Origin of the sequence: Streptomyces bugieae, assembly GCF_036352915.1 — a bacterium.
Taxonomy (GTDB): domain Bacteria; phylum Actinomycetota; class Actinomycetes; order Streptomycetales; family Streptomycetaceae; genus Streptomyces; species Streptomyces endophytica.
On the sequence record NZ_JAZBJP010000001.1, the window covers coordinates 1 to 21,631 of the forward strand.

Genomic DNA, 21,631 nt, shown 5'->3' on the forward strand with positions numbered 1-21,631 from the left:
GGTGGATCACGAGGGCCTCCTGCACTCGGCGGTAGATGTCGCAATCCACACCGAGCCAGAAGGCCCTCGCCTCTTTCAAGGACCACTCAAGGCATGTCGCCTGTCACCAACGTCCCGGGACAGCACACCTAGCCCGGAACAGCTCGGCGATTTCGGCCTCGTCATGCGCCGTGCGCGGCCGGTCGCCGTGACCGGGCGCGTCGATGACGGCGACGTGGAAGCCGCAGCCGGTCACGAGAAGGCGAGCGCGGCCGGACATCGCCGGGTGCTTCTTGTGGTTGCCGCCGCCGTGGGCCATGAGCACCGCTCCAGCTGGCGCATTGGCCACGAACCCGAACGTTCGCCGGGGGGCTGGGGGCAGGCGCCGGACCGCCGGTACGCTGGCGGCCGATGCCGGAAAGCCGCCAACCCTCCCCGCCCTCCGCAGCGCCCGTGACGCCACCGGCGGAGATGCCTCGTGCCGCGGCCTGGCTCCCGCACGGCTACCACCTCGACGCCCACTCCCACACCCACGGCCAGCTGGTGTACGCCGCCGCCGGAGCCTTCACCACCACGACCGAACGCGGGACCTGGATCGCCCCGGCGAACCGGGTGACGTGGACGCCGCCAGGATTCGACCACTCCCATCGCTTTCACGGCCGAACCGACGCGCGGCGCACATCGTCCCCCCGATGAGCGCGAAGGGGATCAACCTCGCCCTCCACGACACCCACGTGTTCGCCCGCGCCGTCATCCGTCGGATCCGGGAGAGCGATGCGACCCTGCTCGACGAGTACTCGCGGACCTGTCTGCGCCACATCTGGAACTACCAGGCATTCGCGGTCTGGATCACCGAGATGATGCACAACGCCGGAGACGCCTCCTACGAAGGGGAGTTCCGCAGGCGGATCGCCCGAGCGGAACTGGAGCGCGCGTTCACCTCGCCGACGGCGAAGCGCCTGTTCGGCGAGCTCACCGCGGGCGTGAACTAGGGTCCGTCATTGAACTAGGGTCCGTCTTCAAGCGGATCTCGCCCGGAGCAGGAGTGATACGAGCATGACCGCTGCTTCGTAGGAGGTGGCGGTCGTCTCGCATCGGGTGGCGATGCCGCGTCGCCGCACCCGGCGGTCTGCCACCCGAGGCCGTCCGGTGACGGCCAGCGGTATCAGCGGGGCGAGCAACTCTCCCTCGTGGTCAGTGAGTTCATGGCGATGAATCAACCGACCGCGATCCGCCCACTCGATGATCTTCGAAGGCGGAACCTGACGGAAATCTCGGGATACCTCCCACCATATGCGCCACTTCAGCGACTTGAGCGTGGAACCCTTTCGCGGTGCGATCCCTCCTATATGAGGCGCAGGTGTACGCATGTACGCATATCTGCATGCGGACTCACGCACACCATGAGTCATGCACGGCCTGAACCTGACGAACATCAACCTGTGCCGCCCAGGCGGCACTTGGGATACGAAAGGTCTGCTGGATGAAGATTCGCCGCGCCCTGACGGCCGCCGCAGCGGCTGCCGTGATAGGGCCCGCCACCGTACTGGCCGCGCCCGCCGCAGCGTTCGCATCGGAGCCGGTGTCCGAGGCCGGTCCCCGCACGCCCGCCTCTCCCGACTCCCCCCATGCCGCAACACCGGCGGACCGGCCAGCGGATTCCGCAACGAGCGGCGGCGGAACGAGTAAACCGGACGAGCCGCGGCGCCCGGGCGAAGCCACTGGCGGTGGCTCGGCATCCCAGGACCGTGACGGGGCCGCCCGACCCGCCCCAGGGAAACCGCGGAAAGCCACCGGGACCTCTCAGGGGACCACCGGCGCGGGTGGTGCCACCGGCGGAGGCAAGGACGCCGGTGATTCCGAAGGTGCGGATCAGTCCTGCGCGTTCGAGTCCGACCAGTTACACGCGGCCGTCCACGGGCTGCCGCCGAAGCTGACTGCCGGCGGCGCCTGGACCCCCTTCTCCATGACGCTCACCAACACCACCGGCAAGCCTTTGGAAAAGGTCCAGCCCTTCCTGCTCGTGTCCTCGGCCGAAGATGTCGACCGGCCGTACTGGGAGCTGGAGACCGAGTACCGCGACGCCAAGACGGGGCGGTGGAAGACCTTCCACGACGCGGAGCCCGACGACCTGTTCGGCTTCTTCGCCGTCGGTCCGCGCAGCACCATCACGCTCCAACTGCGCACCCGCGTGGTCAAGGACGCCAAGCCCGGCGCCGGGTACGCGCTCGCTGCCGGCGACTACCGCAACCGCGACGGCTCCTGTGGCTCGGCCAAGGAAGCCTGGTACGACTTCACCATCCTCCCCGCAAGCGCGAAGCCGACGCAGCCCTCGACCACCAAGCCGGGTGAGCCGGGCAAGCCGGGTGGCACGGCCGATCCCAGCCAGAGCGCCTCGCCCGGCGGCGGTACGGGCGGTTCCGACTCCACCGGTGGCCTCAGCCCGCAGGGCGGCGCCCACCTCGCCGCGACCGGCTCCTCCTCCGCGCTCCCGGCGATCGCGCTCGCCGGCGGAGCCGCGATGGTGGTCGGCGCGGGTGCGGTCATCGGCGTGCGCCGCCGGAAGGGCGCGGTCGGTCCGGGCGCCACGGACGTCACCGCGTAAGCCCCACCACTCCTCCAAGCACCTTTTAACCCAAGGATCCACGGCCGCAGAACCCAATGACACGGGAAACAAAGGCTCCAAGGGTCCGAAGAATCAGAAAAGAGATCTTCATGAAACTGCGCCGCGCCCTGTCGATCTCGGCCGCGACGGCCGCCCTGCTCCCCGTGGCGGTGGCCGCCGCGCCCGCCTCCCAGGCGGCCCCTGCCGCGGAACTCCCGAAGTGCTCCGACCTCGACACCGGGGTGTACCACAACACCTTAGTGGGCCGCTCGTTCGGCATACCCAAGTCGATCGCTCTCGGTACTCAGTGGACGACCTACACGGCCACGCTCACCAACGCCTCGACTAAGGAGCTGAAGTCGTTCGAACTCAGCGCCAAGCTGGGCAGTTATGTCTACAACGAGGGCGAGCGCGACCTGAGCCCGTACGGCGATCTGCAGTACTGGGACACCTCGCAGCGCGCCTGGAAGACGCTGCGCCAGGCAGATGGGAAAGCCCGCGGCACCATCCCCGCCCCGAAGACGCTGAAGCCCCGCGAGTCCGTCCACGCGCAGCTGCGGTTCAGGGTGGGTAAAGACCTGCCCCTGGACCACGCGTACGACGCGTTCACCGGCCTCACCGGCTCCTTCGTCGACCGTTACCGCGACACGGACTGCACGGCTGACGTCGACGAGGTCGGCGGTTTCTACCCCCGCAAGGGCTGAAACCTGTGAGGAGGGCTGCCGCCGTCGCGGCCCGACGGCGGCAGCCCCCGCCTCCACGAGCTCCGCGACCACGCGTTCGCGGACCAGCTCCGCGGCCGTCTGGACTTGCATCAGGGCCAGGGACTGGGCGAGGCCGCGACCCTGACCACGGCCCTGGACGTCATTGCGCGTGGATCGCCTCGCGCATCGAGTCGGCGTACTCCGGCGCGAACGCGTCGAGGAGGTGCGGGTCGATGTCCGGAGAGTAGATGACCACAAGCTTGTGTGAGTCGTTCCCTCCGGCTGCCATCGCCTGGTCCTCCACCACCCAGACGTCGGTGGAGTCCATGTCACTGTCCACCAGGTACGCGAGGTCCCGGGTCCCGGGCTGTGCCCCCTTGCTCGACATCGCCTCGTGGACGGCCTTCTTGCACGTCTCGGTTCTGAACAGCCCGCTCAGCCGTGCGTCCGACTGCGGCCCGACGGCGACGCGCAGCTCGGGGGGCTCCAGGGAGACCAGCATGTGAATGGCCTTGTTCTCCCGCATCGCCCCGTGGGTTCCGGTCGAGATGCCGTTCCAGGCACCCTTCACCGGCCACCGGACGCGGCCGTCCTCATCCACATGGCCCGCGCTGCAGTCGAGGGTCGCCTCATGCACCTCGGCCTCGGCGTTCTCCTCCGCTGTCTGGCAGTCCGGGCACAGATACCCGATCGCGTATCCCTCGTCGAAGACGGCGTTCCATCCGTCTCCCCCACCGCGCATGGGCCGCTTGCAGCGGTCACAGACGATGTCCGCTACCTCTTCCACTTCTTCCGGTTCCGGATGGCGCGTGCGCCGTTTGCGCTTGATCGCATCCCACATGGTGTCCTCACCGCCTGTGGACGTGTGCCGTTGTCGCTTCGGGCCACGTACAGCACGCCCGCTCGCACGCGCACAACGGCCGCAGGGCGTCACGCTCAGCCACGCGAGGCTACGCACGGCCGCATGAAGCCACGCACAACCGTATGGAGCGCATGCGGGCACGCCCTCCGCCGCTGCATTCGCGGCCGTTCCTTCGGCTTCGAGTGCCGCTCCCCCGCCACACGGTCCAGGATAGTTCCGCGCCCCGTCGCCCGATGCACCTGCGCTTCCCGGTCATCCTGCGTCCATGCAGGTCAGAGAGATGCCGATCTTGCCCTGTGCGTGCCGGTGAGCCCCAGGAATGCGGTCGGAGTGCGCAACACCACGGATCGGAGTCGTGATCTTCCCCGTTGGGGCCCGTCGGTGGGCGGCGTCAGCGCGCTGGTGCCGGCGCGGCTTGTTCCCGCGAAGTGAGGGATTCGACAAGCCAGCAATGCGTGATCCCCAGGTTGGGTCGCTGAGCGGCCGAGATCGTGGCGACGTGCTGCCAATACCGTCGAAAGAGGGGGATGATGCCGTGCAGCTGCGCAGCCATGAAGGTGCGGAATCCGGGGGTGTCGTCCTCGCCACGGAGGCGGGCGCAGGCTCGGGAGAAGTAGTCCAGCACCTCTCCGGGCTGCGGTGGCAGGCCGTCGGCGACCGCGTCGGCGGCGAGCTCGCAGGTATCGAGGAGTTTTGAGTACAGCGACGCCTTGTCGCGCACGCTGGGGCAGGCCCAGTAGACGGGGAAGTCCTGGTGCCTGATGAGTGTGTGCAGTTCGGCGTAGGCCAGGACCACTTCCGCGGTGGGGTTCTCCGGAAGTTCCGGAACGGCCTGCGCGGTGATGGCATCGACAAGGCGCGCCGGCACGGAGGCGGGAAGCGTCTGTCTCCATGCCCCTGCGAGCCGGTCTTGGGATTCCGGCAGACGCTGAACGCGGGACAGCACCTCCAGACGGCGGAGCCGCTCCTGTGCGGAGCAGTCGTCCAGTGCCTCCAGGGTGGCCTGGCGCCAGTGGAGTTCGGTCAATCGGCTCCGCACCAGGCCCATCTCGTCGGCGATGAGGTCGCCGAGGCTGCGTTCGCCGGAAGCCAGCTGGGTGATGGTGGAGATCGGGGTGTCCAGCGCGCGCAGCCGCTGGACCAGGTGCAGTTGTTCCAGCGCCTCCGGCCGGTAGCGGCGGTGGCCTCCAGCGCTTCGCTCAGCGACGGGCAACAGGCCCACGTCGGAGTAGTACCGGACCGTCTTCACCGGCAGCCCGGTGCGGGCCGCCAGTTGCCCAATGGTCCATGTGTCCTCGCTCACAGCTACTTGAACCTCCAGTGCACGGGAGCTCTTAGCGTACGAAGTGCCGGTCGGGCACGAGCCAACATAACCGGCCAAAAGATCACCCAACTCACGTGTCTCACCTGAGAACTGACCAGAGGGGAACATCTCATGCGTATACGTCACATCGTCGCCGCGGGTGCCGCCGCGACCGCACTCTCGCTCGGCGCCGTTCTGCCGGCCTTCGCCGACGGTCACGCCTCGGTCGCCGCCGACCAGGCGGCCGCCGCGAAGCGGAAGGTCCAGATCTTCCAGGACGCCAAGTACAAGAACAGGAACACGACCTTCACCGAGAACATGCGAAACCTGAAGAAGGACGGCTGGAACGACACCATCAGCTCCGCCAAGAACAAGGGCAACCGCACGGTCACCTTCTACCAGCACAAGAACTACGAGGGCGCCCGCTTCTCCCTGGCACCGGGCGAGAAGGAGCCGCACTTCGGTGACCACCCCCACATGAGCGACGCGACGAGCTCCATCAAGTTCAGCTGACAGCGGGTTCCGTCAGCAACGAACTGCTGACGGGTGGGGTGCGGCTACGGGGGCCGCACCCCTCCCCCCGACCTCCCACCACACCCCGCTCAACGCGCACCGCATGACGAGAGGCAACCATGTCGCCCTCCCGCGCCCGGGCCACCACCGCGCTCGCACTGCTGCTCCTGGCCACCACCGCATGCACCGCCACGGAGCACCAGTCCATGCCCGCCTCGCACCCACTGCCCGTGTCCCAGCAGGCCAGGCAGCTCCGGCTGCCACTGGACGCCTATGCATCGACCGTGGCCGAGACCCACGCCGTGGAAGACGCACAGGACTTACTCATGCGCCGGTGCATGAACGACCAGGGCATGGAGTGGAAGACCCTGCCCTCGGTGGACGCCCAGGACAGCGAGCCGCCGAACGTCCGACGATACGGAGCCGACGAGGCGGAAGCCGTCCGCTACGGATACCACCCGCACCCCGACCCACCGTCGGTGGTACGACGCAACCGGGCCTGGGACGAGCGCGAGGCTCTCCCCGCCGAGGTGCAGCGCGCCGCCTACGGGACCTCCGGCAAGGGCGGCTGCCTCAAGACAGCCCGGCATCAACTCGTCGGCGACACCCCTCCACCCGACTACCACGCCTTCAACCAACTGACCGGCACCGCCCTGGAAACCTCCCGGCGGACCTCCGAAGTACGCGACGCCCTGCGCGCCTGGCACGCATGCATGGCGAAGGCGGGCTTCGACTACCCGGACCCCTTTGCAGCCGCCGGCAGCGAGCGCTGGGAGACGACCGAGCCCACAGCGACCGAACGCGCCACCGCCCGCAGAGACGTGGCCTGCCAGAAGTCGGCGAAGCTGGTGACGGTGTGGGCAGCGGCCGAGACCCGCATCCAACACCGCCTGATCCAGCAGCACACCGACCGCCTGCACGAGGCGAAGGCCCGCAAGGACCGCTGGCTGGCAGCCGCCCGCCGCGTCCTGAAGCGTGAGGGCGGCTGAGGCAGGGAACCAAGTCCGGCCCGCGGCATCCCCGCCGCCCGCGGGCCCACACCATCACCCACCTGAAAAACCTCGCACGACAGACACCGGAAGAGGTACATCATGCGTATCAGCCACTTAGCCGCGGGCGCCGTCGCCGCTGCACTCGCGCTCGGCAGCTCCCTGCCGGCCTTCGCCGACAGCTCCCAGGAGGCCGGCGGCCCGCTCAAGCCCCGCGAGGCGAAGGTCAAGCTCTACGAGCAGCCCAACTTCAAGGGTAGGTACGGGGTCATCACCCGCAGCATGGCAAATCTGCGGGCCAACGGCTGGGACCACAGCGGCTCCGCCACGAACCCGGGCAAGCGCACGGTCACCTTCTACCAGCACACCGGATACAACGGCGCCCGCTTCTCCCTGGCACCGGGCGAGAAGGAGCCCCACTTCGGCAATCACCCCCACATGAGCGACGGACCAGGCTCCCTCCACTTCCGCTGACAGCGAGCGGCTGACGGGCGGGGCGGACTACGGTCTGTCCGATGGGTCAGGGTCGGAACGGCCACGGCGTCTGGTGCACCGCGTGCGCTGCGCGAACTCCGTCTCGACACCCTCATTCGTTGCTTGGCAGCCGAGCTGCATCACAAGGCGCCGGAGCGTCCCGATGGCGGAGCTGTCGGGACGCTCCGGCAACGCCCGAGGTGCCGTGACTGGGGGCACCTCCCAGCGTTGGCTGGGCGGGGCGTCGCGGGCCTGGCCATGGCCCATCGGACAGACCCTAGAGTCCGAAGGCGTCGGCCAGGGTGTCGATCTGCGCGGTGAGCAAGGTAGATGCCTGGTGCCCCATCCCGGCGTAGTGGCCGGACACCTCCAGGCCGACCGTGCCGTGCAGCTGCGACCAGGCCAGCACCGTACCGGCGAGGGCGATGCCCGTCGCCTTGCCGTGCGGCGGCAGACCGGTGTGCTGCGCCACCCAGTCGGCGACGCCGTCGTCCTTGCGTGCCCATGCGTCCATCTCGGCGACGGCCGGCCGTAGCGCCTCGGCGGGCGCACCGGCGGCGAACACCTTCAGGAACGGCCCCAGGACGGCCCGCGCGCGCTGGAGCGTGTCGGACGGAGCCGTGTAACCGGGGAGCGGCGTTCCCTGGATCAGGAGATAGCGGTGCGGCTGCGCGACGGCCCAGCTCCGGTAGGCGCCGGCGAGGGCGTGCAGGGTGGACCGCGCGTCCTCGGCGGGGCCACTGTCGGCCTGTGCGATGGCCTGCGCCACATCGTCGTAGGCGTCCCGGATCAGCTCGCCCAGTAGGTCGTCCCGGCCCGCGAAGTAGCGGTAGAGGGCCGGCCCGGACAGCCCCATGTCCTTGGCGATCCGGGTGAGCGCGACGGCCTGGACGCCGCCCTCGGCGAGCTGCTGCAGCGCGGCCGCCTTGATTTCCGCACGGTTCTGCTCGCGGTAGCGCGCCCGGGGGCTTCGTACCTCGCCGGCCATGGTCTCCTCCTGCGTTGCGGGGCAGCGGACGGCATGTGTGAGCGGTCCTCGCTCATCGTAACCATCACTTCAGTTGCGATGGCCGATCGCAAGAGTTATGGTCTCTAACATACGTGAGGACGTGAAGCAGTGTTCCGCTCCACCGCTCTCGCCCACCGCTGATCCGCTCCACCCGCCATCCCGGAAAGAAGGAATCGCCATGTCTGTTGCTGCACGCCGTCTCCACGCCGTTCTGGGTGCCGGCCCGGCCGGCACCACGCTCGCCGCCGAGCTCGCCCGCCAGGGCAAGGCCGTACGACTGGTGAGCCGCTCGATGCCGGACGGCGCCCCTGACGGCGTGCAGCGCCGTGCCGCCGATGTGAGCACGTACGACGGAGCGCGGGCCGCCGTCGAGGGCGCCGATGTCGTGTACCACTGCGTGAACGTCGCCTATCACCAGCAGACCGAGGTCATGCCCCGGGTCCAGCAGGCTGTGCTGAGTGCCGTCGAGGCCACCGGGGCCCGGCTGGTCGTCCTGGACACGCTGTACCCGTACGGCCCGACGCACGGGGAGGTGATGACGGAGGACACTCCCTGGCGGGCGACAAGCCGTAAGGGAGTGATGCGGGCGCAGCTGGACGAGGCATATCTCGCCGCTCACCGCGCGGGGCGGGTCCGTGTCGTCCTCGGCCGGTCGGCCGACTTCGTCGGTCCCGGCGTGCTCAACTCGACGCTCGGCGGCGCGGTGTTCCCGCCCGCACTGACCGGCGGCGAGGTGCTGGCGCTGGGCGACATCGACCTCCCGCACAGCTACACGGGCATCCAGGACGTGGCGAAGGGCCTGGCCGCCCTCGGCGAAGACCCGGAAGGCGACGGCCGGGTGTGGCATCTGCCCACCGCGCCCGCCCGTACCACCCGGGAGATCCACTCGATGATCGAGGAGCGGGTGGGCGGCCCGCTGCGACGGGTGGTGCTCACCGAACCCCGTCCCTTCGGGCCGTTCGACGCGACCTTCATGGACGAGTACGCGGAGATGTTCTACCAGCACACCGAGGCGCAGATCGTGGACTCCTCGGCGTTCGAGCGGTCCTTCGGCCTCCGTCCGACGCCGCTGGATGCGACGCTCGACGCCACACTCGGCTGGTTCCGCACGCTGATCGCCGGCGCGCGGAACTGACCTGCCGCACCGGCCGGTGACGCCCCGGACCGACCGTGCGGCACGGCGGGTTGAGCGCGGTAGTCGAAGCCGGTGGGCCGGCAGCGGTGCCGCCGGCCCACCGGGTCTTCCTTCCCGAGGTGATGCCGTGTGACTCCGAAGCGAACCACGCCTGCGGCGCCTTCGGCCGGGGTCGTGGCGTACCGCTCGAAGCCAGCCGGTGTCGTCGGGCAGGGGCGTTCACGGGCGGTCGGTGGCCGGCCGGGGCGGACCGGCGACGCCGACGCACGCCTCGTTGCTCTCAACCCCCTTCGACCACTGGGTACTTCGGAACTACTCGTCCGGTGTCGTGACCGGGAACGTTCACCGGTCACCGGGTTGGTCACCATCCCCTCGATCGCCGTGGAGATCTGGAGCTGGGGCAGCCCGGCCTGCTCGGCGCTTGGTCCTCCTGAGGTCCTCCCCCGGGGTGCCGCCCTCCCCCGAGCGACGGAGGAGGTCCGTCGTAGCGGAGGACGCACCGTTGCCATGTCCAGGACCAGCATGGACGGCATGACGACAGCGAATGCCCACCCCTCCTCCGTCGCACCCGCACCTGCCTGGGCTCGTCGCGCCGCCCACGCCATCGCGCTGTGCGCGCTCCCGTCCGGTCTGTGGCGCATCGCCATGGCATCCGGTGTCTACGTGGGCTACAGCGAGCAGGTGCTGCGCGACGTCTTCGCCATCCCGGGCTGGGGCATCGCCTACGTCGTCGGCCTCTCCGTCCTCGCCGAACTGGCCGCGCTATTCCCGCTGTTGCTCGTCAGCGACCGGCGGCAGCCACTGCGTCCCCGGACCCTCGCCACCCTGTCGTGGACCGCCTCGGGCCTCCTGGTCCTGGTGGCACTGTGGCAACTCGGGGTCGCTGTCACCGTCGAGAGCCGGACGTACATGACCAGCGATACCGCATACACCGTGTGGGCCTGCGCTTTTGCCCCGCTGATCGCCATCCCTGCCCTGATGACCGCGGTGACCTGGTCGTACGCGAAGCGGCTCCGGGCACGGGGACAGGCATAGCCTCTGGGCCCGGTCAGGTGGCGGGCAGCGGTCGGTTCCCATGCGGGTTCAGGCGGTCGGTGAGGAAGGCGAGGATCTCGTCGCGGGCGCGGACCGTGGGGTGGCCGGCCTCGTCGACAAGGTGAGCGGTGACGACACTGTGCGGCGTGCCGACCAGGTCGGCGAAGAAGGGCGGCGGGGCCGGGTTGGCGGCGCTGTCCGGGAGGACGCGCCCGTCGAAGGCGTCGCCGAGCAGCGCCCGGTAGGCGGCGAAACGCTGCCCCGTGCACCAGCGGTCGCCCTCGAAGCGGTAGGCGAGGACGGTGAGTCCGTCGCGGTCGAGCCGGTCCCGCACCGCGCGCGCGTCCGCCGCGTCGAGTTCGAGTCCCCCGGGGTCGTCGAGCGGCAGCGACGGATGGTTGACCACCGACGCGATCACCACTGGCTCCAGGGCCATGGTGAGGGCGAAGTTGCCGGTGAAGCACAGGCCGATCGCACCCACCCCCGGCCCACCGCACGCGGTGTGGGCCTGGCGCGCCAGGCCGCGCAGCCAGACCGTCACCGGGCTGGTGCCGCCCCCGGCGAAGGCGCGGAACTCCGCGCTGACACAAGCGCGGCGGACGACCTCCCGGCCGCCCTCGACCGTGGGGAAGGCGCCGTCCGTCCCGAACAGGGAGGGCACATGGACGGTGAAGCCCGCGTCCCGCACCCAGCGCGCGAGCCGCAGGACGTCGGGACTGATGCCCGGCATCTCGGGCAGCACCACGACCGCGGGCCCGGCCCCGGCCACGTACACCGTCTTCTCCACCCCCTCCACGGCCATGCTCCGGCGGGTGAAGTCGGTGATCGGATCGTCGTCGCTCATGGGGCCACCCTCGCCCCGGGGCCGGCCCCCGGGTGAGGGGCGGGATCGCCAAGGCCAGGGGTAATCTCGCCACACGTGAGGGAGGCGAGCGGTACGCCGTCGGCGACCGGGGGCCGGGGACACCAGGGGGTTCGGGAGCGATGGCAGAGGCGGCACGCCAGGCGGAGGACGGTGCGGGTCCGGACGCCGGACCGGGTGCGCTGCGGGTCGGGGTCCTGGCGTACCCGGACTGCTTCGCGTCCGAAGTGTTCGGCGTCCCCGACCTGTTGACGATGGCCGGGCATGTCGCCGGACCGGACGCGCCCCGCTACCGGGTGTCGGTCGTCTCGCCCCGCCGCCGGGTCATCGCCTCGGGCGGCGCGAGCCTGGAGGTGCGTCCCTTGCGCGAGGTCGACGTCCTCGTGGTCCCGGGCTTCGAACTGCACCCGGACACGGACCTCGACGCCCGGCTCGCCCGGCTCGCCCCCGAGATCGCGGCGATCCGCGCGCAGGCCGCCGCCGGCACCGCCGTCATCTCCCTCTGCGTCGGCGCGTTCCTGCTCGCCGAGGCCGGGCTCCTCGACCGGCGCCGGGCCACCACCTCCTGGCTGCACGCCGACGAACTGACCAGGCGCTGCCCGACCGCCGACGTGCGACCCGAGCACCTGGTCGTCACCGACACGGGGGTGACGACCACGGCCGCCTTCAGCGCCATGTACGACTTCGCGCTGGACCTGATCCGCCGACACAACGGAGCCCGGGTCGCCCGCACCACCGCACGGTTGGCGCTCGTCGACGACGCGCGGACCTCCCAGACCCCGTACGTCGACCCGCGGCTCCTCCCCCAGCCCGGCCGGGAGTTCTCCCAGCAGGTCATGCGGCGGCTCGACCAGAACCTCGCCGAGCGGTACGACCTCGCCGCGCTCGCGGACGCCTTCCGGGTCAGCACCCGCACACTGCTGCGCCGCTTCGCCGAAGAGACCGGACGCAGCCCGCTGGCCCACCTACAGGCCTCCCGCGTCCGCCGCGCCCGCCATCTTCTGGAGACCACCGACCGCACCGTCGCCGCCGTCGCCGCGGCCGTCGGCTACCAGGACCCCGGTACCTTCGCCGCCCTCTTCGCCCGCCACACCGGCCACCGCCCGAGCACCTACCGGGCCGCCTTCCGCCGCATGGCCCGGGCGGCAGGCCCGGACGGCGGCGGTGGGGAGGAACCACCCGCAGCACGAGATGCCGGTCAGTTGTGGAAGGCGGCCGTGCCGTTCGGTGATCCCAGTCCCGTCGGGCCGTCATAGCCCTCTTGTGCCGTGCAGAAGTAGGCCGGCGAGCAGGTGCCGTTGTTGCCTGCGGTCACGTCGTTGAGCGCGTCGGGGTGGGCGTACGGGTAGGACGCCGGGTTGGACCCGGCGGCCGGGGTACCCGAGTCCGCGTAGACACCGGCTATGACCGGGGTGGCCGCGCTGGTCCCGCCGTAGACGCCCCAGCCGCCTTTCTGGTAACTGTCGTAGACCGCGACGCCGTGCGCCGGGTCGGCCACGGCCGAGACGTCGGCGGTCATGCGCTTGGAACAGCCCGAGTCCGTCTGCCAGGACGGCTTGGACTCGTACGCCGAGCAGCCCGAGCCGGTGCCCTCGCCGGCCTTGCTGTTCCAGACGGTCTCGTTCCAGCCTCGTGCGTTGGACGCCCTGAGCAGCGAGGTGCCGCCAACCGACGTCACGTACGGGGAACTGGAGGGGTAGCCCACTCCCCAGGAGTAGTTCCAGTCGCCGCTGCCTGCGACCACCGCGACACCTGGATGGTTGTAGTACTGCTGGTCGTAGCTCGGGTCGGAGGAGGACTCCCTGAAGATGTAGCTGTTGGAAACGTACTTGGCTCCCATGGTGACGGCACGGTTGACCGCGGTGCCCATCGCCGCCATGGTCCCGCCGGACGCCTCGACGAAGAGGATCTTCGCTCTCGGGGCGACGGCGGAGACCAGGTCCAGGTCCAGTGAGTCCTCGGCGCCCTGATTGGCGCTGGCCCTGGAGGGCAGGGGCGAAGTGTTGCCGGAGGAGTTCACCTTCTTGAAGCAGCCGTTGGCCGTGGTGCAGGCGGGCAGCCCGTACTGCTTGCGGTAAGTCGCCAGATCGCTCTCGGCGTTCGGGTCGTCGTAGGCGTCGATCACCGCGATGGTCTGGCCCGCACCGCCGTCGGCGGGCAGCTTGTAAGCACTCTGGAGGTCCGTGGGGCCGTAGCCGGACGGCATTGCGCTGGAGGTGGTGCCGAATGCGGAGACGCGCTCGGCCGGGTGGTCGACCTGCAGGACGTCACAGGACGCTGCCGTCGTGCTGGGTGCGGCGCACAGCTGATGCCAGGTCAGCGCTGCGGAACCGGTGTGGATGGGAGCGGCACCGGCCCTTCCTGCCAGGGCGAGAGCCGTGATCGTCAGGGCGCCGGCCGTCACGGCGGACAGGATGATCCGGGGGCGTTTGAGGGTGTGCCGACGCATGGGCATGGGTTGTTCCTCTCGGTGAGCGAGCAGGGCTTGCCAGGTGCATGACAGTTGCTTGAACCACGGCCGCCGTCGCCGTCGTGACGCACCCCCGCGGAGGGGATTGCGTACCTCGTCAGACGCGGCCCCGGGCGAGACGGGCCGGCTCACCCGCCCACGAGCGGGAGCCTCTTGATCAGGTCAGACGCCGGCCGTCTTCTTGATCCACGAACGGTGCGCGGCGATCTGCGCATACGACTTCGTGGTGTCGTCACCGCGGCTGTCGAGTCCCCCCTCGACGCCGTTGTACAGCGCGGGACCGCCCGAATCCCCCTTGGCGGAGAGGTCCGGCCCCTTGACCAGGCACAGCGCCGGCCCGCCTTGCGCATCCGTGCAGTTGGTGCCGTTGACCTTCATGTGCCCCGACTTCAGACGGTCGGAGTGACTGCCGCCCTGTGTGGTGTCACCCCAGCCCCATATCTGCACGGTCGAACCGACGGGCGGGTTGCCGGTCCCCACGGCCAGGTACGTGGTGTGGATCGAGGTGGACAGATGCAGGCGAAGCAGGTCGCCCTTGGTGCTCGGGTCGGTGTACTTCTTGTCGACTTCGCCCTTGGTGCCGCTCTTCAGTTGGGGGTCGCGGACGTAGACGAACTCGTTGTCACCGGAGCAGTGACCGGCCGTCAGCACCCATTGCGGAGCGGTGATTGCTCCGGAGCAGATCCCTCCGTGGCCGTCCTTGGTGTAGTGGACGTCGGCCGACCACGGCGCACTGTCGAACTGACCGCCGATGATGGCGGGTCGTGCGGCCTGTGTGGACGCGGCGGGGCGGCCTGGTGCGCCGAGGCGACGTGCCCGCCGACCGTCAGACTCAACGTGAGAGCAGCCGCAGCGCCGAGGGGCACAGCGATTTTGCGCATGGGGAACCTTCCGGGGAGGTGAGGGGGGTGAAGCGGGACCGGGCACGGAGCGGACCAAGGCACAAGAGAGCTGGAGGACGGCGCACGTCAGCTCCTGAAGAGGCCACTCTTGAACCCCGGACCGTCCGGGACACACATGGTGTACTCCCGTACGGGCCCGTGTGGTGACGAGGCGCCGCCAATGGCAGCGAAGGGCGCGGGCTCCGCTCGGCCCGGTGCACCGCCGCGACAGGTGGACGGGTAAGGCCAATGGGGGCCGTTGACGTGCTGCAGCACGCCGGTGAAGCGCAGGCGGCACAGCGGCAGGCTCTCCCTGTTGGGCAACTCGGGCGCCAGCTCCGCAGGGCCTCCCGCCCGGCCGCGGTCAGGTGAACGACCCGGCGCCGGCGGCCGTGCTCCTCGGCGTCCTCGCGCGACAGGCCCAGATCCGTCAGCCGGGGCGGGTCGCGGTAGAGCTGGGCAGGCGGGATCGATCAGTGGTGACCGACGGAGGACTCGGCCCTGACCTTCGGCCCGTATGGCGTCATCGGCCCGTGCCTGGCGAGCAGACCGAGCACGATCAGCCGGGACGGCGCCAGGTCCTTGATCACACTGTCCGCCCGCTCCCCCGCCTCACCGGCACTCCATCATTCAATTGACACCGTATCAGTGTGACCATTAGCGTCAGACATGCCGAACCATATCAATGAGACCGTGGAGTGTCCGCGATGCATCTGCACCCCGAGATAGCCGAAGTCCTCGACCGCGTCCCGCCGTTCGACCCGCTCGCCGACCCGGCCGCCACCCGCGCCTACTTGCGCGAACTGCTCGCCGCCAAGCCCCCGGCGGACGACGCCCGCATCGCCGTCGACCACCTCGTCCTCCCGGGCCCGGCCGGCGACATCACCGTGCGGATCTACCGGCCGACCGGGGCGCCGGACGGCCCGCGCCCCGGCGTCCTGTACTTCCACGGCGGCGCCTTCATCTCCGGCGACCTCGACACCGGCGACGGAAACTGCCGCGATCTGTGCCTGGCCGCAGAAGCGGTCGTCGTCTCCGTCGGCTACCGCCTCGCCCCCGAACACCCCTACCCCGCGGCCTTCGACGACTGCTACGCGGCTCTCCTCTGGACCGCCGCCAACGCCGAGCACCTCGGCTTGGACCCCGCCCGCCTCGCCGTCGCAGGCCGCTCCGCCGGAGGCGCGCTCGCGGCCGCCGTCGCCCTGGCCGCCCGTGACCGCGGCGGCCCGCGCCTCGCCTTCCAACTCCTGCTCGTCCCGGCCCTCGACGACCGCTGTGCCCTGCCCTCGGTCGACGGGTGCGCCGACGACCGGATCGTCGACGGCCGCGTCGTCCGCGGCATGTGGCCGATGTACCTGGGCTCCGCCACCGCGGACCCGTACGCCGCCCCGGCGCGCGCCGAGGACCTCACCGGCCTGCCGTCGACCTACATCGAGATCTGCCAGGCCGACGCGCTGCGCGACGAGGCGATCGATTACGGACGCCGCCTCATGACCGCCGGCGTCCACACCGAACTCCACGTCGTCCCAGGCGCGTTCCATCTCTTCGAGGGCTACGCCCCCACCTCCCGCCTGGCCCACCGTGCCACCACCACCTGGACGTCAGCCATCGCCTCGGCTCTGGCCTGAGCCAGGCAGCTTCGGATGTGGTGACCGTCGGCGGGTCCCGGGCGGAACGGCGGGCTCTCGGCTACGCCGGAGGAGTGGCGAACGTCAGTCGTGGCTTCCGGGAGGAGGTGCCTGAGCGGCGCGGTGGTTCGGGGAGAGCGCCGGCCGGGCAGGACTGTCCGGGGCCTTCGGGTCGCCGGTCGAGACCGGCACATTGACGCCAATGGCCTGGTCATGACGAATCAAGCCGCCGCAACCCTCCACAACCATGTTCCCTCCCTGCTGAGTTGACACACGGTGCGCGGCTCGCCTCGAAGGTCAATCGGGCCCGAGCATCCCGGGCATGGTGCATGGAACGGCATCTCCTCACAATGGGCGGCGGTGCCCTCCTTCTTGCGCGGCGTGTCCGGGCTGTTGTGCCGGTTGCGCCGCGCCAGGGCAGGGCGGCCGGGGGTCAGCACTGGATGACGTGAAGGGCCAGACCTGCACGGGAGGTTTCCTTGTAGTCGGCGCTCATGTCGGCGCCGGTCTCGCGCATGGTGGTGATGGCCGTGTCCAGCGAGACGATGTGCTGCCCGTTGCCCTTGACGGCCATCCGGGCCGCGGTGACTGCCTTGACGGCCGCGACGGCGTTGCGTTCGATGCAGGGGATCTGCACCAGGCCGCCTACCGGGTCGCAGGTCATGCCGAGGTGGTGTTCCAGCGCGATCTCCGCGGCGTTCTCCACCTGCCCTGCCGTGCCTCCCAGTCTTTCTGCGAGTCCTGCGGCTGCCATGGCGCAGGCCGAGCCCACCTCGCCCTGGCAGCCGACCTCCGCGCCGGAGAGGGAGGCGTTCTCCTTGATGAGGCTGCCGATGGCGGCCGCGGTGAGCAGGAACCGGACGATGCCCTCGTCGTCGGCTCCGGGGACGCCCTCGCAGTAGTAGTGCAGGACGGCGGGTAGGACACCGGCGGCTCCGTTGGTGGGGGCCGTCACGACCCGGCCGCCGGCGGCGTTCTCCTCGTTGACGGCCAGGGCGTGGAGCGCGACGCGGTCCATGACGCGCAGCGGGTCCTCGCCGGAGACCCCGTGTTCCAGTGATCGGCGCAGTGCCGGGGCGCGGCGCCGGACGTTCAGGCCGCCGGGCAGGGTGCCTTCGGTCTCGCAGCCTCGGCGTACGCAGTCGCGCATGACGTCCCAGACGGCCAGCAGGCCGGATCGGACTTGTTCCGCAGGGCGCCAGGCCGTCTCGTTGGCGAGCATGACATCGCTGATCCGGTGGTCCCCGGCCTGTGCGAGGAGTTCCTCACCGGATCCGAAGGGGTGGGGCACGCTCCGGCCGCCGGCGGCGCTGACGGGTTGCTCGCCGTGGAGAAAGCCGCCCCCCACCGAGTAGTAGGTCTGCGTGTGGAGGATCAGCCCGGCGTTGTCGCAGGCGGTGAAGGTCAAGGCGTTGGGGTGCCGCGGCAGGGCGCGGGCGTGCAGCACGAGTTCGTAGTCCGCCGGACGGACGCCCAGCAGAGGGATTCGCCGGTCCTCGGTCAGGCGGCGGACTCGTTCGTCGGCGGTCCGAACGTCGACGGTCGCCGGTTCCTCGCCCAACAGTCCCAGGAGGACCGCCTTGTCGGTGCCGTGGCCCGATCCGGTCGCGCTGAGCGATCCGTACAGCTCGATACGCACGGACTCGACCCGGTTCAGAAGTGCCGCCCCGGCCAGGGCGGTGGCGAAGAGGCGGGCCGCGCGCATCGGTGCCACGGTGTGCGAGCTGGAAGGGCCTATACCGACGCTGAAAAGATCGAAAGCGCTGATCACTGGGCTTCCTGGGCGGTGGTGCCGAGAGCCGCGGGGGACTCCGCGTCGGGGATGAGGAGTCGGGGGGCTCCGGTGCCGTCGGCGAGGACCTGCCACACGTCGGAGTGGCTCTGTCCCCGGGGGATGGCATAGGCGACGGTGTGCGTGTCGATCCAGGCGGGTTGGTCGTCCGCGCTCCGGGTCTCGGCGAGTGGGGTGACCCGCCGGGTGGCCAGGTCCAGGACCGACAGGCGCCAGCCGCGGGCGGGGTCGCCGCCGCGGGCGGACTTGAAGGCGATGCGGGTGCCGTCGGGGGACAGCGAGGGGCACTCCACGTTGTCCCTGAGGGCCTTCAGGCGGTGGGTGGCCACGTCGCCGAGGACCAGGTAGCGGTGACCTCCGGTGGACATGGTCGCGTAGAAGTGGCGGTCGTCGGCGGTGAAGGTGACACCCCAGAAGTTGAGGTCCCGGGCCCGGTAGGGCTTGCCGTCCACGGTCACCGCCCAGTCCTCCAGGGTGGGGATCAGCTTCTGGGAGCGGGTGTCGAGGATGCCGGCGCGGGTGGAGAAGCGTCCGCCGTTGTACGAGTCGCCGGTGACGAAGACGGTCCAGGCCACCATCCGACCACTGGGTGAGACCCTGGCCCGGTTGGGCACCCCGACCAGGGGGAGCTCTTTGACCGGCTTCAGGTCTGAGTCGAGAACGGCGAGCTGGTAGGTCGTCAGCCCGGGATCCAGGCGCAGACACAGTCCCGTGCCGCCGGCCGCGTACACCCTGGCGCATGACAGGGACGAGACGGTGCGCTTCCCGGCGGGGTCGCCCGCCGACACGGAGACCAGGCGGCCCATGCTGTCCGGGGCGGTGCTGCGCGCCACCAGACGGGGTCCCGGGGCGAGCGAGATCCGGCCGGGCGCTGCTTGCGCGGACGATCCGGCCCCTCTGGCAATCACGAGGGACAGCACCGTTACGACGGCCAGCGCGGTGACGGCGGCGATCTGGACTGTGATGCGGATGGTGCGGCTGGTCACGCGGCGGCCTCCTGCGGGGTGCGGCCTGCCAGGACGGCGGCCGTGACGGTGACGGCCAGGACCGCGGCGATGGCTGCGGCCGCGGTTGCCGCGGTGGTGCCCCATGTCGTCCAGGCGAGCCCGAAGGCGGCGGAGGAGACGAAGTAGGCAAGGGCTTGGACGGTCTGGACGCAGGCCAGGCCGGTGGTGCGCAGGTCGGCCGGCAGCAGGGGGCCGGCCAGAGCCATCAGGACGCCGTCCGTGGCGGCGTAGAAGGCGCCGTAGCAGCAGAGCACGGCGATGATCACGGGGGTGCCTGGCAGCGCGCTGCCCAGCAGCAGATAGACCGCCACGAGCGCGCCGTAGCCGGTGAGCAGCACGGTGCGGCGGCCGTGCCGGTCCGCGAATGCCCCGAGCGGAGCGGCGAGGAGCAGGTAGACGAGATTGGTACCCACCGCCATGAGCGGGAACCAGCCGGTTGATACGGCCCCGCGGCGCAACAGCAGCAGGTAGACGAAGCCGTCACCGACGGTGGCCAGCCCCAGCAGTCCGGCAGCGTAGAGCAGGCGGCGGACGGGGGCGGCGCGCAGCAGCCGGGCGGCGGCCCGCAGGCTGACGGAAGTGGCAGCGGGCCGCTCGTCGCGACGGTCGCGGGCGAATACGGCCAGCGCCAGCAGTCCGACAGCGGCGACGCAGAAGCTGGTGACGAACAGCGCGTTGAAGGCCGCCGGGCTGGTCGTCCCGACGGCCGCCAGTACGCCGAGCGCGGCCGGCGGCCCCGCGAAGGCACCCATGCTGTCCATGGCCCGGTGGACACCGAACGCCCGACCCAGCACCGGTTCGGAAACCGACAGGGTGATGAGCGCGTCACGTGGTGCGCTGCGCAGCCCCTTACCGGCGCGGTCGGTGACGATGACCGCACCGAGCGCGGGGATCGAGGACCCGGCGACCACCAGGCCCAGCTTGGCCAGGGCGGAGATGCCGTAGCCGACCGCAGCGACCGTCTTGCGCCTGCGGAAGCGGTCGGCGACATACCCTCCGACCAGCCGCAGCAAGGCGGTCGCGCCGGTGTAGAGGCCGTCCATCAGGCCATAGGCGGCCGGGCTCAGCTGCAGCGTGAGGACGAAGTACAGCGGCAGGACGGCGGTGACCATTTCCGCGGAGACGTCGGTGAGCAGACTCACCGTCCCGAGCGCCAGGACATTGGTGCCGACTGCGGCGGCAGTTGCGCGCGGACCCCGGCGCGTGCCGTCCCTTCTGGATCGGTCGATGGTGGACAGGTACACGGCGCGTCGCCTCCTCGGCGGCGGTGGGAAAAAGACGGCGCTGGAGGCCGGACCGCAGGGAACCGGTTCCGGCCTCCAGCCGATCGGGGTGGTACCGGTCAGCCCTGGTTGATGGTGACCAGGCGTAGGGCCGCTACCTCCCGAGGCGGACAGTTGCAGCGGATCCGCCTGGGGTGTTGCTCCGGCCGCTGGGATCATCGACGGTCGGTGCGGCGGAGGAGGAGGTCCAGGCGTCGGTGATGGGCGACTTGCCCGACGCGTTGCCGAGGGCGGGCAGGCCGTACATGTCCTCGATGGTGCGCAGGACGTTGAAGTGGTTGATCTGGGTGCTCGACTGGTAGCCGGCCTTGACATGAGCGCCGGCGAAGACGGTGTAGATCTGATTGACGGACGTGAAGTTGTCCTCGTCGAAGGTGGCGATCAGCAGGCTGTTGTGGGTTTTGGCCCACTGGACGTACCCGTCGAGCTTGTTCTTGATCCAGGTGTCGCCGGTGCCCACCGAGCAGTCGTGCATGTCGTTGCACATGTCGGGGATGGCGAACGAGACCGTGGGCAGCTTGCTGTAGTCGCTGGGGAACGAGGAGAACGGCACGTTGTACGCGGAGCCGCTGACGGTGGGGAAGTCCACCCAGGGTGCGTGCTTGCGCCGGTAGTTGCCGCTGCTGCAGCCGGTGTATCCGGCGCTGGGCAGTCCCTCGGAGTAGCCCTTGAAGGTACGGCCGGCGTTCAGCAGCTGCTGTCCGAGGTTTCCGGCCGTGAACGATTTGGGGCAGTCGTCGTTGGTGACACCCTGCTGGGAGCCGGAGAACAGCGAGATGTAGTTCGGCTGACTGGGGTGGGTGACGCCGAAAGCGTTGGTGAACAGCGTCCCCTGGGAGGCGAGGGAGTTGAGGTAGGGGGCGCTCGAACCCCCCTTGATGGTCGAGTAGTTCTTGTTCTCGAACATCACGATGACCACGTGGTCGAACTGCGGGACGGCCGAGGCGACGGGATCCGCCGCGAGGTTCGTGCGGGCGGGTTGCGGGGACGGCGAGAGCATGCCGGCTCCGGTCAGGAGGGCGAGGGCCGAGGTCCCGGCCAGGGCTGCGGTTCGCAAGCGGCGCATGGGTGCTGACCTCCTCATGAAGGGTTGAAGGAGT

General features: G+C 70.2%; 20 protein-coding genes and 1 pseudogene. 10 read left to right on the forward strand and 11 right to left on the reverse strand.

Going from position 1 to position 21,631, the window contains the following annotated elements; all coding sequences use genetic code 11:
- Positions 1-121 precede the first annotated feature (121 nt).
- Positions 122-361, reverse strand: a pseudogene (locus V2J85_RS00005) (alpha/beta hydrolase); the annotation flags it as partial.
- A gap of 310 nt (positions 362-671) precedes the next feature.
- Between V2J85_RS00005 and V2J85_RS00010 the strand changes: the two are divergent.
- From V2J85_RS00010 to V2J85_RS00020, 3 genes are all read left to right on the forward strand, one after another.
- Positions 672-971, forward strand: a complete 300-nt coding sequence (locus V2J85_RS00010) for a Rossmann-fold NAD(P)-binding domain-containing protein (protein WP_261953761.1) — start codon at positions 672-674, stop codon at positions 969-971.
- Positions 972-1,945: 974 nt separating this feature from the next.
- A complete protein-coding gene (locus V2J85_RS00015) occupies positions 1,946-2,584 on the forward strand; it encodes an LPXTG cell wall anchor domain-containing protein (protein ID WP_261953760.1) in 639 nt (212 codons plus the stop codon).
- 110 nt (positions 2,585-2,694) lie between these two features.
- On the forward strand, positions 2,695-3,288 hold the full coding sequence (locus V2J85_RS00020; protein ID WP_261953759.1) for a hypothetical protein: 594 nt from the start codon (positions 2,695-2,697) through the stop codon (positions 3,286-3,288).
- Between the two features lie 160 nt (positions 3,289-3,448).
- Here V2J85_RS00020 and V2J85_RS00025 read toward each other — a convergent pair whose 3' ends face one another.
- Together V2J85_RS00025 and V2J85_RS00030 are read right to left on the reverse strand one after the other, a co-directional pair.
- Positions 3,449-4,129, reverse strand: a complete 681-nt coding sequence (locus tag V2J85_RS00025) for a hypothetical protein (RefSeq protein WP_261953758.1) — start codon at positions 4,127-4,129, stop codon at positions 3,449-3,451.
- Between the two features lie 412 nt (positions 4,130-4,541).
- Positions 4,542-5,453, reverse strand: coding sequence for a MerR family transcriptional regulator (locus V2J85_RS00030; RefSeq protein WP_261953757.1), 912 nt, complete (start codon positions 5,451-5,453; stop codon positions 4,542-4,544).
- 132 nt (positions 5,454-5,585) lie between these two features.
- Here V2J85_RS00030 and V2J85_RS00035 point away from each other — a divergent pair, with 132 nt between their 5' ends.
- From V2J85_RS00035 to V2J85_RS00045, 3 genes are all read left to right on the forward strand, one after another.
- Positions 5,586-5,966: a peptidase inhibitor family I36 protein gene (locus tag V2J85_RS00035; RefSeq protein WP_261953756.1), complete on the forward strand. Its 381-nt coding sequence runs from the start codon at positions 5,586-5,588 to the stop codon at positions 5,964-5,966.
- Between the two features lie 119 nt (positions 5,967-6,085).
- Positions 6,086-6,955, forward strand: coding sequence for a hypothetical protein (locus tag V2J85_RS00040; protein ID WP_330820209.1), 870 nt, complete (start codon positions 6,086-6,088; stop codon positions 6,953-6,955).
- Between the two features lie 102 nt (positions 6,956-7,057).
- Entirely contained in the window at positions 7,058-7,429 is a 372-nt protein-coding gene (locus V2J85_RS00045) for a beta/gamma crystallin-related protein (RefSeq protein WP_330820210.1), read from the forward strand.
- A gap of 277 nt (positions 7,430-7,706) precedes the next feature.
- Here V2J85_RS00045 and V2J85_RS00050 read toward each other — a convergent pair whose 3' ends face one another.
- A complete protein-coding gene (locus V2J85_RS00050) occupies positions 7,707-8,417 on the reverse strand; it encodes a TetR/AcrR family transcriptional regulator (protein WP_330820211.1) in 711 nt (236 codons plus the stop codon).
- 199 nt (positions 8,418-8,616) lie between these two features.
- Between V2J85_RS00050 and V2J85_RS00055 the strand changes: the two genes are divergently transcribed.
- Positions 8,617-9,573, forward strand: coding sequence for an NAD-dependent epimerase/dehydratase family protein (locus V2J85_RS00055; RefSeq protein ID WP_330820212.1), 957 nt, complete (start codon positions 8,617-8,619; stop codon positions 9,571-9,573).
- Between the two features lie 531 nt (positions 9,574-10,104).
- The gene (locus V2J85_RS00060) at positions 10,105-10,608 is read left to right on the forward strand and encodes a hypothetical protein (protein WP_419836717.1); all 504 of its coding nucleotides are present in this window, start codon (positions 10,105-10,107) and stop codon (positions 10,606-10,608) included.
- Between the two features lie 13 nt (positions 10,609-10,621).
- Here the strand turns inward: V2J85_RS00060 and V2J85_RS00065 are convergent, their stop codons facing one another.
- Positions 10,622-11,452: a dienelactone hydrolase family protein gene (locus V2J85_RS00065; RefSeq protein WP_330820213.1), complete on the reverse strand. Its 831-nt coding sequence runs from the start codon at positions 11,450-11,452 to the stop codon at positions 10,622-10,624.
- A 140-nt stretch (positions 11,453-11,592) separates the two neighbouring features.
- Here V2J85_RS00065 and V2J85_RS00070 point away from each other — a divergent pair, with 140 nt between their 5' ends.
- On the forward strand, positions 11,593-12,726 hold the full coding sequence (locus V2J85_RS00070) for a GlxA family transcriptional regulator (protein ID WP_330820214.1): 1,134 nt from the start codon (positions 11,593-11,595) through the stop codon (positions 12,724-12,726).
- Here V2J85_RS00070 and V2J85_RS00075 read toward each other — a convergent pair.
- The gene (locus V2J85_RS00075) at positions 12,669-13,919 is read right to left on the reverse strand and encodes a S53 family peptidase (RefSeq protein WP_330820729.1); all 1,251 of its coding nucleotides are present in this window, start codon (positions 13,917-13,919) and stop codon (positions 12,669-12,671) included. The genes V2J85_RS00070 and V2J85_RS00075 overlap by 58 nt on opposite strands.
- Positions 13,920-14,102: 183 nt before the next feature.
- Positions 14,103-15,119, reverse strand: a complete 1,017-nt coding sequence (locus V2J85_RS00080) for a S1 family peptidase (RefSeq protein ID WP_330820215.1) — start codon at positions 15,117-15,119, stop codon at positions 14,103-14,105.
- Positions 15,120-15,528: 409 nt separating this feature from the next.
- On the opposite strand from V2J85_RS00080, the gene V2J85_RS00085 reads away from it, so the two are divergent.
- Complete coding sequence (locus V2J85_RS00085; protein WP_330820730.1) at positions 15,529-16,449, forward strand: alpha/beta hydrolase; 921 nt, start codon at positions 15,529-15,531, stop codon at positions 16,447-16,449.
- A 433-nt stretch (positions 16,450-16,882) separates the two neighbouring features.
- Here V2J85_RS00085 and V2J85_RS00090 read toward each other — a convergent pair whose 3' ends face one another.
- From V2J85_RS00090 to V2J85_RS00105, 4 genes are all read right to left on the reverse strand, one after another.
- Entirely contained in the window at positions 16,883-18,220 is a 1,338-nt protein-coding gene (locus tag V2J85_RS00090) for an L-serine ammonia-lyase (protein ID WP_330820216.1), read from the reverse strand.
- The gene (locus V2J85_RS00095) at positions 18,217-19,227 is read right to left on the reverse strand and encodes a hypothetical protein (protein WP_330820217.1); all 1,011 of its coding nucleotides are present in this window, start codon (positions 19,225-19,227) and stop codon (positions 18,217-18,219) included. Before V2J85_RS00095 ends, V2J85_RS00090 begins: the two co-directional genes overlap by 4 nt.
- On the reverse strand, positions 19,224-20,390 hold the full coding sequence (locus V2J85_RS00100) for an MFS transporter (protein WP_330820218.1): 1,167 nt from the start codon (positions 20,388-20,390) through the stop codon (positions 19,224-19,226). The genes V2J85_RS00095 and V2J85_RS00100 overlap by 4 nt, the downstream gene beginning before the upstream one ends.
- A gap of 235 nt (positions 20,391-20,625) precedes the next feature.
- Positions 20,626-21,597: an alkaline phosphatase family protein gene (locus V2J85_RS00105; RefSeq protein WP_330820219.1), complete on the reverse strand. Its 972-nt coding sequence runs from the start codon at positions 21,595-21,597 to the stop codon at positions 20,626-20,628.
- Between the last annotated feature and the right edge of the window lie 34 nt (positions 21,598-21,631).